General features: G+C 71.2%; 12 protein-coding genes. 8 read left to right on the top strand and 4 right to left on the bottom strand.

Features of this window, described 5'->3' with window-relative positions:
• Positions 1-471 precede the first annotated feature (471 nt).
• The 3 genes from ACZ462_RS08180 to ACZ462_RS08170 all read right to left on the bottom strand — a co-directional run bounded on the left by ACZ462_RS08180 (position 472) and on the right by ACZ462_RS08170 (position 3965).
• Positions 472-1929, bottom strand: a complete 1458-nt coding sequence (locus ACZ462_RS08180; protein ID WP_467807530.1) for a catalase — start codon at positions 1927-1929, stop codon at positions 472-474.
• A 221-nt stretch (positions 1930-2150) separates the two neighbouring features.
• Positions 2151-3044 carry a 2-hydroxy-3-oxopropionate reductase gene (locus ACZ462_RS08175; protein WP_467807529.1) on the bottom strand — a complete coding sequence of 298 codons (894 nt, stop codon included), beginning with the start codon at positions 3042-3044 and terminating at the stop codon, positions 2151-2153.
• Positions 3045-3131: 87 nt separating this feature from the next.
• On the bottom strand, positions 3132-3965 hold the full coding sequence (locus tag ACZ462_RS08170) for a TIM barrel protein (protein ID WP_467807528.1): 834 nt from the start codon (positions 3963-3965) through the stop codon (positions 3132-3134).
• 125 nt (positions 3966-4090) lie between these two features.
• Between ACZ462_RS08170 and ACZ462_RS08165 the strand changes: the two genes are divergently transcribed.
• The 7 genes from ACZ462_RS08165 (at position 4091) to ACZ462_RS08135 (ending at position 10063) form a co-directional block, all read left to right on the top strand.
• Positions 4091-4342: a YkoF family thiamine-binding protein gene (locus ACZ462_RS08165; RefSeq protein WP_114054864.1), complete on the top strand. Its 252-nt coding sequence runs from the start codon at positions 4091-4093 to the stop codon at positions 4340-4342.
• Positions 4339-4719, top strand: a complete 381-nt coding sequence (locus tag ACZ462_RS08160) for a helix-turn-helix domain-containing protein (protein WP_467882858.1) — start codon at positions 4339-4341, stop codon at positions 4717-4719. The genes ACZ462_RS08165 and ACZ462_RS08160 overlap by 4 nt, the downstream gene beginning before the upstream one ends.
• A gap of 154 nt (positions 4720-4873) precedes the next feature.
• Positions 4874-5380: a 2-oxo-4-hydroxy-4-carboxy-5-ureidoimidazoline decarboxylase gene (uraD, locus tag ACZ462_RS08155; protein ID WP_467807524.1), complete on the top strand. Its 507-nt coding sequence runs from the start codon at positions 4874-4876 to the stop codon at positions 5378-5380.
• Between the two features lie 8 nt (positions 5381-5388).
• On the top strand, positions 5389-5781 hold the full coding sequence (gene uraH, locus ACZ462_RS08150; protein ID WP_467807523.1) for a hydroxyisourate hydrolase: 393 nt from the start codon (positions 5389-5391) through the stop codon (positions 5779-5781).
• A gap of 6 nt (positions 5782-5787) precedes the next feature.
• On the top strand, positions 5788-6711 hold the full coding sequence (gene pucL / locus ACZ462_RS08145; protein WP_467807522.1) for a factor-independent urate hydroxylase: 924 nt from the start codon (positions 5788-5790) through the stop codon (positions 6709-6711).
• Between the two features lie 255 nt (positions 6712-6966).
• Complete coding sequence (locus tag ACZ462_RS08140; protein WP_467807520.1) at positions 6967-8361, top strand: 8-oxoguanine deaminase; 1395 nt, start codon at positions 6967-6969, stop codon at positions 8359-8361.
• A gap of 307 nt (positions 8362-8668) precedes the next feature.
• Positions 8669-10063 carry a nucleobase:cation symporter-2 family protein gene (locus tag ACZ462_RS08135; protein ID WP_467807519.1) on the top strand — a complete coding sequence of 465 codons (1395 nt, stop codon included), beginning with the start codon at positions 8669-8671 and terminating at the stop codon, positions 10061-10063.
• An 80-nt stretch (positions 10064-10143) separates the two neighbouring features.
• On the opposite strand, the gene ACZ462_RS08130 is transcribed toward ACZ462_RS08135, so the two are convergent.
• A complete protein-coding gene (locus tag ACZ462_RS08130) occupies positions 10144-10764 on the bottom strand; it encodes a 3'-5' exonuclease (RefSeq protein WP_467807518.1) in 621 nt (206 codons plus the stop codon).
• A 795-nt stretch (positions 10765-11559) separates the two neighbouring features.
• On the opposite strand from ACZ462_RS08130, the gene ACZ462_RS08125 reads away from it, so the two are divergent.
• Positions 11560-11709 carry a hypothetical protein gene (locus tag ACZ462_RS08125; protein ID WP_467807517.1) on the top strand — a complete coding sequence of 50 codons (150 nt, stop codon included), beginning with the start codon at positions 11560-11562 and terminating at the stop codon, positions 11707-11709.
• Positions 11710-12290: the final 581 nt, after the last annotated feature.

The following is a 12290-nucleotide window of genomic DNA, read 5'->3' as shown; positions in this document are numbered from 1 at the left end:
AAGAAGGGGGGCTCCCCCCAGGGGAGGGCTCCCCAAAAAACCCCCCCCCCCCCCTTGTCCTGGGAGGGGGGGAAAAAAAAAACACACCCACCCCCCCCCCCCCCCCCCCCCCCCCCCCTGGTCCGGGGGTGGAGCTGTTGCCGCCCGACGGGGCGAGGCTGGCGCGACAGGACGTTCGCTCCCGCCGGGCGGGTTCGCGGGGGAGGTGTGCTCCGGCGCGCAGGGGCTTCTGTGCGCAGCCCCTGCGAGGAACCGGAGCGGCTGGGACCGCGGTGGCGCCGACAGGACCTCGGATCCGCCTCCCTCAGGTCAAGAGGCGGGCCGTTGAGGGCCTTTACCACCGCACTGGCTCGGCGCCACCGCGGTCCTCGTCCTGCCCGTGCCGCGGACCACCCCTCATCCGGGTCCTCGGCGGCGGGCCGGCACCAGGGACCCGACCTCCCGTCAGGGCCCCGGTGCGTCCTGTGTGGCTCAGGCGTCGCGCAGGGCGCGGACCGCCTCCTCGACGCGCTTGCCGTAGTCGGCGTCCGCGGCGTGGAAGTGAGCCAGGTTCTTCTCGATGACGTCCTCGCGGGACACCTGGGACAGGCCGCCGGCGATGTTCGCCACCAGCCGCTCCTTCTCGGCGTCCGACATCAGCCGGTACAGCTCGCCGGCCTGGAAGAAGTCGTCGTCCTTGGTGTGCAGCGGGGCCGCGTGGGTGCCCGTGTACCCGGCGACGGCGCGCGGGGCGCCGAGCGCCAGGCCGGTCTCGGCCGGGCCCTGGTGGGAGTTGGGCTCGTAGTTCTTGTCGGTCCGCGAGCCGTTGCGGGTGGCCATGAAGCCGTCGCGGCCGTAGTTGTCGGCGACCGCCGCCTTCGGGGCGTTGACCGGCAGCTGGGTGTGGTTCACGCCGAGGCGGTAGCGCTGGGCGTCGGCGTACGCGAAGAGGCGGCCCTGGAGCATCTTGTCCGGGGAGGCGGTGATGCCGGGGACGAAGTTGTTCGGGGAGAACGCGGCCTGCTCGACCTCGGCGAAGACGTTGTCCGGGTTGCGGTCGAGGACCAGGCGGCCCACGCGCTGCAGCGGGTAGTCGGCGTGCGGCCACACCTTGGTGAGGTCGAACGGGTTGAAGCGGTAGTCCTCGGCCTCGGCGGCCGGCATGATCTGGACGTACAGCGTCCAGGACGGGTACACGCCGCGCTCGATGGCCTGGAGCAGGTCCGTCTGGTGCGAGTTGGGGTCCTGGCCGGCGAGCTCGGCGCCCTGCTCGGAGGACAGGCAGCGGATGCCCTGGTTCGTCTTGAAGTGGTACTTGACGAAGAAGGCCTCGCCCTTGTCGTTCGTCCACTGGTAGGTGTGCGAGCCGTAGCCGTTCATGTGGCGGTACGAGGCCGGTATGCCGCGGTCGCCCATCAGCCAGGTGATCTGGTGCGTCGCCTCGGGGGCGTGCGCCCAGAAGTCCCAGACGTTGTCCGGCTCCTGCTTGCCCGTGAAGGGGTCGCGCTTCTGGGAGTGGATGAAGTCGGGGAACTTGATCGGGTCCTTGATGAAGAACACCGGGGTGTTGTTGCCGACGAGGTCGTAGTTGCCCTCTTCGGTGTAGAACTTCAGCGCGAAGCCGCGGGGGTCGCGGACCGCGTCCGCGCCGCCGAGGGAGTCCGCGACGGTGGAGAAGCGCAGGAAGGTCTCGGTCTTCTTGCCGATGGTGTTCAGGAATGCGGCGCTCGTGTAGGCGGTGACGTCGTCGGTCACCTCGAAGTGGCCGTACGCGGCCGAGCCGCGCGCGTGCACCACGCGCTCCGGGATGCGCTCCCGGTTGAAGCGGGCGAGCTTCTCGAGGAGCTGCTGGTCCTGGATGAGGAGCGGGCCACCGACGCCGGCGGTGGCGGAGTTCTGGTTGTCGGCGACCGGGGCGCCGGACTCGGTCGTCAGCGTGCGCTTCGACATGGTGACCTTCCGTACGGGTAACTGCTGACGGAAAACGGCTTCCGTCATGCGGAACAGCCTAGGTTTGGGCTGAACGCAGCGTCAACAGTTTGTTGAAGAAAGAGTGGGGGTGGTGTTCCGGACGGCGCCGGCGCTTGGGCGCGACAGGACAGGTGTCAGCACCGGCACCGTCCGGAAACTCATGGCCCCCGCCTGTGGGGGGCTCGGCGCGACCGGCCCGGTCAGACCTGCGAGCCGGAGAGGCGCTCGACGGCGCGCAGCAGGGCCGAGTGGTCCAGGCCGCCGTCGCCCTGGGCGCGCAGCGACGCGACGAGCTGGGCGACGACCGCGCCGACGGGGAGGGCGGCGCCGACGTTGCGGGCGGCGTCCGTGACGATGCCCATGTCCTTGTGGTGCAGGTCGATCCGGAAGCCCGGCTTGAAGTCGCGGTTGAGGAAGTTGTCCTTCTTCCGCGTCAGGACCGTCGAGCCGGCCAGGCCGCCGTTCAGGACGTCGAGCGCGGCGCTCAGGTCCACACCCGACTTCTCCAGGAAGACCACGGCCTCGGCGCACGCCTGGATGTTGACGGCCACGATGAGCTGGTTGGCCGCCTTCACCGTCTGGCCGGAGCCGTGCGGGCCGCACAGGACGATGGTCTTGCCCAGCGCCTGGAGGACCGGCAGGGCCTCGTCGAAGTCGGCCTGCTCGCCGCCCACCATGATGGACAGCACGGCCTCGATGGCGCCGGCCTCGCCGCCGGAGACGGGCGCGTCGATGACGCGGATGCCCTTCTCCTTGGCGTTGCGGGCCAGGTCGACGGAGGTCTGCGGGGTGATCGACGACATGTCGATGAGCAGCGCGCCGGCCTTCGCGTTCTCCAGGATGCCGTCGGGGCCGTAGGAGATGGCCTCGACCTGCGGGGAGGCGGGCACCATCGTGATGACGATGTCGGCGTCCCCGACGGCCTCGGCGATCGAGCCCGCCGCCGTGCCGCCCGCGGCCGCGAGGCGGTCCAGCTTGTCCTGCTCCAGCGTGAAGCCGGTGACCTCGTAGCCGGCCTTCAGCAGGTTCTCGGACATGGGCGAGCCCATGATGCCGAGGCCGATCCACGCGATCTTGGGGAGGTTGTTGCTCATGGTGACGGGTCCTTCTCTGGAAAAGCTCTCGGAGCGGGGTACGGAAAGCGGCGGGCGCGCCTGGGGGAACGTCCGGAATCCGGCCGGCTAGCGGGCGGCGCGGGCCTCGGCCGGCAGCCACCCGAAGGAGGCGGCGGCGTCCTCGGCCTTGTACTCCAGGCCGACGAAGCCCTGGTAGCCGGCCTTGCGGAGCTGGTCGAGGAGGTCCTCCAGCGGCAGCTCGCCGGTGCCAGGGGCGCCCCGGCCCGGCTTGTCCGCGATCTGGACGTGCCCGGTCTTGGCGGCGTACTTTTCGATGACCTCCGAGAGGTCCTCGCCGTTCATCGCCAGGTGGTACAGGTCGAGCAGGAACGCGGCGTTCCCGAGGCCCGTCGCCGCGTTCACCCGGTCGACGACGTCGATCGCGGCCGGCGCGCTCACCAGCGGGTAGAGCGGGGACTCGGGCTGGTTCAGGGTCTCGATCAGCAGGACCGCGCCCACCCGGTGCGCGGCGCGGGCCGCGATGACCAGGTTCTCCAGGGCCAGCTCGTCCTGGACGGCCGGGTCCACGCCCTCGACGCGGTTGCCGTAGAGGGCGTTCAGCGCCTTGCAGCCGACGGAGGCGGCGAAGTCCGCCGCGACGTCGACGTTGGCGCGGAAGCGCTCCGACTCCTCGCCGGGTACGGAGACCGCGCCGCGGTCCGGTCCGGGGAGCCGGCCCGCGTAGAAGTTCAGCCCCACCAGCTGGGTGCCGGCGTCCCGGAGGGCCTGCCTGAGGGCGTCCAGCTCCTCCTCGGCCGGGGTCGGGGTGTCGATCCAGGGCCACCACAGCTCGACCGCGGTGAAGCCCGCCGCGGCGGCGGCCGCGGGGCGCTCCAGGAGCGGGAGTTCCGTGAAGAGGATCGACAGGTTCACATCGAAGCGCTGGTCCGTGTATCCCATGAGGGGTGTGCGCTCCTTCCGTATTGCGGAAGTTCGTTTCTGCTTGATGGAAGACTGCAAGCCGGGCGCCGCTCCTGTCAAGTGGGGGCTGCCGGTTTTTCCGTACCTCGGGGTAGCTTGACCAGGTGCGATTGAGAGTGGAGTTCACGACCGAGCCCTTCGACCTCGAAGAGGCCCCCGCCCATGCCGTGGCCGCCCGCGAGGTCATCCAGCGGGCGCAGTTGGACGCCGTGGACGTGGGTCCGTTCGGCAACACCGCCGAGGGCGAGGCCGGTGCGGTCCTGGAGGCCGTGTCCGCGCTGCTGCGCGACTCGCTCGGGGCCGGCGCGACCCGCGTCTCCCTCCAGGTGAACGTGATCGGGGAGGGCGGCGCATGACCGAGCCTCGCGACCACCCGTTCGTCGCCGCGGTCAAACCGCTGGTCGACGCCATGGGCGGGGTGCTCATGGACCCGTCCGAGGCCCAGCCCGACGACGTGGTGCTCGCCTGGGAGGGGCAGGACCTCCTCGCGGTGCGCCTGCCGCAGCTGGGCGAGTCGCTGGACCACATCCTGGCGGCGCTGGAGCGCCGCCACGGCGTACCGTTGTCGCAGCTGGACCGGAAGGCGAAGCAGGACGTCGTCCGGATACTGGAGGCGCGCGGCGCCTTCTCCGTGCGCCACGGCGTCGAGACCGTGGCCGGCGCCCTCGGCGTGAGCCGCTTCACCGTCTACAACTACCTGAACCGCGAGAACCCCAACAAGAACCAGGGGTGACGCCGAACCCACCCACCGTCACAGGCCGCCGCCCCGGAATCCACCGGACGGCGGCTTTTGTGTACGCGAAATTTCAACAAAGTGTTGACGCGGTGTTGTCCAGGGCGTTAGCTATGCGCAGCCCGTCAAAGCAACCAGGCCACGGAGGCTTCCCGTGACTTCGAGTCCGACCCCGGGGCTGACCCGGTTCAACACCTTGGACGACGCAGCGGCCGCGGCCGAGCTGCACGAGGTGTGCGCGAGCGCGGCCTGGGGCAGCAAGGTGCTCGCCCAGCGGCCCTTCGCCGACGCCGCCGCCCTGTTCGCCGCGAGCGACGCCGCCATGGCGGAGCTCACGGCGGCGGACCTGGCCGAGGCGATGGCCGGCCACCCGCCGATCGGCCGCCCGAAGCCCGGGGACCCGACCTCCGCCCGCGAGCAGCGCGGCATGGCCGGGGCCTCCGAGGAGCTCAAGGCCGAACTGCTCGAACTGAACCTGGCCTACCAGGAGAAGTTCGGCCACGTCTTCCTCATCTGCGCCACCGGTGCGACCGGCGAGCAGATGCGGGACGCGGTCAAGGCCCGGATCCGGAACACCGCCGAGGCCGAGCGGGAGATCGCCCGCGGAGAACTCGTCAAGATCAACCGGATTCGTCTGACCCGACTCGCCGAAGGAGAGTGACGGGGCTCATGAGCACCGACACCACCGCCTCCGTGTCCACGCACATCCTGGACACCAGCATCGGCCGCCCCGCCGAGGGCGTCGCCGTCTCGCTCGCGGCCCGCAGCGGCCCCGCCGCCCAGTGGACCGCCCTGGGCGGCTCGGCCACCGACGCCGACGGGCGCTGCAAGGACCTCCCGGCGCTGCCGGAGGGCACCACCCACGTACGCCTCGACTTCGAGACCGAGGCGTACTTCGCACAGAAGCAAGCCGCCGAGGCGCAGCAGGACGCCCCCCGCGTAAGGGACAGCGGTGCGTTCTTCCCCGAGGTGACCATCACGTTCGCGGTCCACCCGGGCGAGCACTACCACGTACCGCTGCTGCTCAACCCGTTCGGCTACTCCGTTTACCGAGGGAGCTAGCAGACCATGCCCACGATTCTCGGCCAGAACCAGTACGGCAAAGCAGAGAACCGCGTCGTCAGGATCACGCGGGACGGCGACACCCACCACATCAAGGACCTGAACGTCTCGGTCGCCCTCTCCGGCGACATGGACGACGTCCACTACTCCGGCTCGAACGCGAACGTCCTGCCGACGGACACCACCAAGAACACGGTGTACGCCTTCGCCAAGGAGTACGGCATAGAGTCCGCCGAGCAGTTCGGCATCCACCTGGCCCGCTGGTTCGTAGGCAGCCAGGAGCCGATCCACCGGGCGCGCATCCGCATCGAGGAGTACGCCTGGGAGCGGATCCCCACCTCGGACGCCAACTCGAAGTTCATCGGCTCCGACGACGTCAAGCACTCCTTCGTCCGCAAGGGCCAGGAGACCCGCGTCACCCAGGTCACCTACGACGGCAGCAGCTGGGAGGTCGTCTCCGGCCTGAAGGACCTGGTCGTCATGAACTCCACGAACTCCGAGTTCTGGGGCTACGTGAAGGACAAGTACACCACCCTCCAGGAGGCGTACGACCGCATCCTCGCGACCCAGGTCTCCGGCCGCTGGCGGTTCAACTGGACCGACGACGAGCAGCGCATGCCGAACTGGGAGCGCTCCTACGAGGCCACCCGGAAGCACATGCTGGAGGCCTTCGCCGAGACGTACTCCCTCTCGCTCCAGCAGACGCTTTACCAGATGGGCTCGCGCATCATCAACCACCGCTCGGAGATCGACGAGGTCCGCTTCTCGCTCCCGAACAAGCACCACTTCCTCGTCGACCTGGAGCCCTTCGGCCTCAAGAACGACAACGAGGTGTACTTCGCCGCGGACCGCCCCTACGGCCTGATCGAGGCCACCATCCTGAGGGACGGCGCCGACGCGCGCATCCCGGTGGACCTCACCAACCTGTAGGCCGCACCGGAACCGGCACGGGCGCCCGGGTCCGGGGGCTCCGCAGTAGCCCCCGGACCCGGACCCGGGACCCGGCCCCCCACCCGCACGCCGCACCCGCACGCCGCACCCGCAACACCCGCGAACTTCCAGAACTCGGCACCCGGAGCATCACACGGGGCAGCAGTACTGTCAGCTGCCACGCCCCCGGTTTCGGCACTCAAATCCCTGGGTCCTGCCGTGCCCGCACCGCCACTGAAAGCACGAGGAAGCCCCATGGCAGCCACTGACAGCGCGGCCCGGCGCATCGTCATCGAGAACTGCGCGATCGCGACCGTCGACGCGAACGACACCGAGTACGCCTCGGGCCACATCGTCATCGCCGGCAACAGGATCGAGTCCGTCGGCCCGGGCAGCGCCCCCGCGGACCTCGAGAACGTGGAGCGCCGGATCGACGCCACCGGCCACCTCGTGACCCCCGGCCTGGTCAACACCCACCACCACTTCTACCAGTGGATCACCCGCGGCCTGGCCACCGACCACAACCTCTTCAACTGGCTCGTGGCGCTCTACCCGACGTGGGCGCGCATCGACGAGCAGATGGCCTACTCGGCCGCGCAGGGCTCCCTCGCCGCCATGGCCCGCGGCGGTGTCACCACCGCCATGGACCACCACTACGTCTACCCGAAGGGCGCCGGCGACCTCTCCGGGGCGATCATCCGCGCCGCGTCCGAGATGGGTGTCCGCTTCACCCTGGCGCGCGGCTCCATGGACCGCAGTGAGAAGGACGGCGGCCTGCCGCCGGACCACGCTGTCGAGACCCTCGAAGGCGCCCTCGCCGACACCGAGGCCACCGTCAAGAAGTTCCACGACGCCTCCTTCGACGCGATGACCCAGGTCGCCGTCGCCCCCTGCTCCCCCTTCTCCGTCTCCACCGAACTGCTCAGGCAGGGCGCCGAACTGGCCCGCCGCCTCGGCGTGCGCATGCACACCCACGGCAGCGAGACGGTCGAGGAGGAGAAGTTCTGCCACGAGCTCTTCGGCATGGGCCCGACCGACTACTTCGAGTCCACCGGCTGGCTCGGCGAGGACGTGTGGATGGCGCACAGCGTCCACATGAACGACTCCGACATCGCGGCCTTCGCCCGCACCAGGACCGGCGTGGCGCACTGCCCCTCCTCCAACGCCCGGCTCGCCGCCGGCATCGCCCGCGTACCGGACATGCTCGCCGCCGGCGTCCCGGTCGGCCTCGGCGTCGACGGCACCGCCTCCAACGAGTCCGGCGAACTGCACACCGAGCTGCGCAATGCGCTGCTCATCAACCGCCTGAACCCGGTGCACCGCGAGGCCGCGCTCAACGCCCGGCAGGCGCTGCGCCTCGGCACGTACGGCGGCGCTCAGGTCCTCGGCCGCGCCGACAGCATCGGCTCGCTGGAGGCCGGCAAGCTCGCCGACCTGGTGCTGTGGAACCTCTCCACCTTCCTGCACTCCTCCATCGCCGACCCGGTCACCGCCCTCGTCTTCGGCGCGGCCGCCCCGGTGACGGCGTCGTTCGTCAACGGCCGGCAGATCGTCGAGGGCAACCGCCTGCTCACCGCCGACGAGGACGCCATCGCCCGCTCCACGCGGGCCGAGGCGCAGCGCCTCGCGCGCATCACCGCGCAGGGCTGACCCCCCGGAAGTCCGGCCGGGGGGGACGGCCCCCGGCCGGCGGCCGCGGACCCGAGCGGGGTCCGCGGGAGCCGTTCCCGGGGTGCGCCCGCGGATCCTCTCCACAGGCGCACCCAGGGGCGGTGACTCGTGCACCACCCTTCCCCCGCCACACCCCGCGTGCCGGCGCGCGGCAAATGACTCGGGCGAATCGTTTCCGCATGCCGCCGCACACCCCGCGACCCCGCGCTCGCTCCACCCGCAGACCGCACGCACCACCTCCATGACACCCACGTCCTGCCGACGTGTTAACCGACCGGAGGAAGCCGTGGCCCAACCGCCCAGGTTTCGCAAAGACGCAGCCGCCGCACCCGGGGAGAAGCACCCGGTCGACGAGACGCTCCCCCCGCTCAAGATGTTCACCAGCGGCCTCCAGCACGTGGCCGCCATGTACGCGGGCGTCGTCGCCCCGCCCATGATCCTCGGCCCGGCCGTCGGGCTCACCCCCACCGAGACCGCCTTCCTGATGGGCGCCTCGCTCTTCACGGCCGGCATCGCCACCCTGCTCCAGACCCTCGGGTTCTGGCGGATCGGCGCCCGGCTCCCCTTCGTCAACGGCGTCTCCTTCGCCGGCGTCACCCCGATGATCGCCATCGGCAAGGACCGCGGCGCGGACGCCCTCCCCGTGATCTTCGGCGCGATCATCGTCGCCGGGGCGGCCGGCTTCCTCGCCGCCCCCTACTTCGGCAGGCTCGTCCGCTTCTTCCCGCCCGTCGTCACCGGCACCGTCATCACCCTCATCGGCGTCTCACTGCTGCCCGTGGCCTTCAACTGGTCCCAAGGCGGGGACCGCACCGCCGCCGACTACGGCTCGATCCCGCACATAGGCCTCGCCGCGGCCACCCTCGTCATCGTCCTGCTGCTGCGCAGACTCCTGCGCGGCTTCCTCCGCCAGATCGCCATCCTGCTCGGCCTCGTCGCCGGCACCCTCCTCGCCATCCCCCTCGGCATGGCCGACTTCTCGGCCGTCGCCGACGCGCCCCTCCTCGGCTTCCCGGCCCCCTTCCACTTCGGGGCCCCGCAGTTCCAGGTCGCCGCCATCGTCTCGATGTGCCTCGTCATGCTGGTCTGCATGACCGAGTCCACCGCCGACATCCTCGCCCTCGGCCGCATCGTGGACCGCCCGGCCGACGCCCGCACCATCGAGGGCGGCCTGCGCGCCGACGCCCTCGGCAGCGCCGTCAGCCCCCTCTTCAACGGCTTCATGTGCAGCGCGTTCGCCCAGAACATCGGGCTCGTCGCCATGACGAAAGTACGCAGCAGGTTCGTCGTCGCCACCGGCGGCGGCATCCTCATCCTGCTCGGCCTCTGCCCGATCGCCGCATCCGCCATCGGCGTCGTCCCGCTGCCCGTCCTCGGCGGCGTCGGCATCGTCCTCTTCGGCTCCGTCGCCGCCAGCGGCATCCAGACCCTGGCCGGCGCCGCCATGGAGCGCGGCGAGAACGCCCTGATCGTCGCCGCCTCCCTCGGCATCGGCCTGATCCCAATCGCCGCCCCGGACTTCTACCACGCCTTCCCCAAGGACCTCCTGGTCGTCCTGGACTCCGGCATCAGCACCGGCTGCGTGACCGCCATCGCCCTGAACCTGGCCTTCAACCACCTGGGCGCCCGGCGCCGCAAAACCGCCGCCGAGGCCTGCCCGGAACCCCTGCCCGCCCACTGACCGCACCCCCGCCGCCGGGCCGTACGCCACCCACTGCGGGCGTGGCGTACGGCCCGGCCCGCGCCGTTCCGCGGCCGCGGCTACGGGGCGTCTTCGGATGTGGCGTCCGGGCCGGGCCACAGCATCAGGTTGCTCATCAGCTCCGCCTGCTCGACCGCGTCGTCCAGGGCGTGGTGGGTGTGCCGGCGGCGCGAGCGCAGCTCGTACGGCATCCGGCCCTTGACGGCGGCGCGCAGAGGGACCCGCGCCTTCACCGCGTACAGGGTCTTCATGTCCAGGCACCCGGAGTGCCCGAAGGGGCTTTCGCCGCCGAACCGCATCAGATACCAGTACAGGAAGGTCCAGTCGAAGGAGGCCGGGTACCCGCACATGACGGGCTGCGCCCCGGCGGCCTGGGCCACCTCCCGCACCCAGGCCCGGAACGCGTCCATCGCCGCCGCCGGGTCGGCGCCCTCGCGCAGCAGCCGACCGCGGTCGAGGCCGCTGACGGCGAGCGCGTCCGGGTCGAACGCGTCGCTGATCGGGCGCAGTTCCCGGTAGAAGTTCTGCCGCTCGGGATCCGCCGGCGTGTAGGCGTCCCCGTCCTGCCGCCCGGCGACGGCGGCACCGAAGCTGATCATCGAATAGGGGCCGGGGATCGGTCCGTCGGCCTCGATGTCGACGGAGATGTAAAGGCTGGGACGTGCGGTACGGGCTGCCATGCGCGAGAGCATGCCAGCCGGCGGGTGTGCGGATCATCGGGATTTCCGACGGGAGCCGGTGGGTCGGGGTCGGGGGTGTGACGGCGGGAGCGTGGTGGGCGGGGGCTGGCGACTCGGCGTCGGGGGTGTGACGGCGGGGCGGGGGTCGGCGGGTGCCGACGGCTCGGCGTCGGGGCGCGACGGCGGGATGCGGGTCGGCGGGAGTCGACGGGTCGGGGTCGGGGGTGTGGCTGGGGGTGTCCCCGGCAGTTGATGGTGTCCGGGGCGGGCCGGTCCCTCAAGGGCGCGCCCGTTGGGCGCGTCGCTGTGCGATGGCCCTTGCGGGCCACCCTTGACCGACCGACCCGCCCCGGAGGCATTTTTTCTGCCGGGACGCCCCCAGGGGAACGGCCTGGAGGTACTTGGGCCTACAAGCCGGATCAGGGAGCTTCCGCCCCCGCCCCGGCGGCCGCATCCCACCCAACCGGCATCAGCCGACCCGTCGGCGGCGGCCGGGGCGCTCCGGCGTCGGGAAACGACGTCCAGAGCCTCATCCGGAGGCATGAGCGCGTGAGATCGCTACGTGGGCGCCCTCGGCTCAGCGCCTGGCCGCTGTCGGGGGCAGGGAGGCGCGGTGGATCGCTACGTGGGCGCCGTCGGTTCAGCTGCTCCCGGTCTCTCGGGCGGGCGGACGCCGCGGATCGTCACATGGGCGCCGTTTCTCGGCGGCTGACCGCCGGATCGTAGGGGACAGGCGGGGCGGATGCTGTCTCCTGTCGCCAGGCGTCGATATGCGAGGTCCGTGGAGGTGGGCTGGTGCGCTTCGCGCCCCACCACGGCCCGGTGCCGCTGAGGAGCATGGAGAAGCTGGGCCGCTTCGCGGCCCCGGGCGGCCGGGCGCCGAGCGGTCCGGCCCGCGCAGTGGTCTGTTGGCGCTTCGCCGCCCAGGCGGCGGCCGGCCGCTGAACTCGCGCTGCCGTGTGGCGATCTGGTGCGCTTCGTAACCTGAAGCGGGGGTGGGCGCTGAGTGGTGTTGGCGTGTGGCGGTCTGTCGCGTCTGCTTGCCCCAGGCGGGGGTCGGTCGCTGAACTGGCGGTGCCGTGTGGCGGTCTGGGGCGCTTCGCGGCCACGGGTGGCGGCGAGACGCTGAGCCGAGGGCGCCCACGTAGCGATCTCACGCGCTCATGCCTCCGGATGATGCTCTGGGCGTCGTTTCCCTACGTCACAGCCCTTCCGGGCTGTCGCCGAAGCTCTGCTGATGCCGTTGGGACGAAAGAGGCCGGCGGGGCGGGAGGGAGAGGGCTCTGATGCGCCCGTATGCCCCTCCTCCCCCCTGGCCGTTTCCCTGGGGGCGTCCCGGCAGAAAAAATGCCTCCGGGGCGGGCCGGTCGGTCAAGGGTGGCCCGCAAGGGCCATCGCACCGCGACGCGCCCAACGGGCGCGCCCTTGAGGCAAGGCCGCGTAGTTAGGGGTTGCGTTGCGTGGTCAAGGGGGTGGTGTGGGCAAGTTGGTATGTGCCGTATGCGGGTTTTTGGAGGGTGCCGTTG

This window comes from Streptomyces sp. NPDC031121, assembly GCF_055570615.1.
This window is presented reverse-complemented; position numbering and strand designations above follow the sequence as displayed.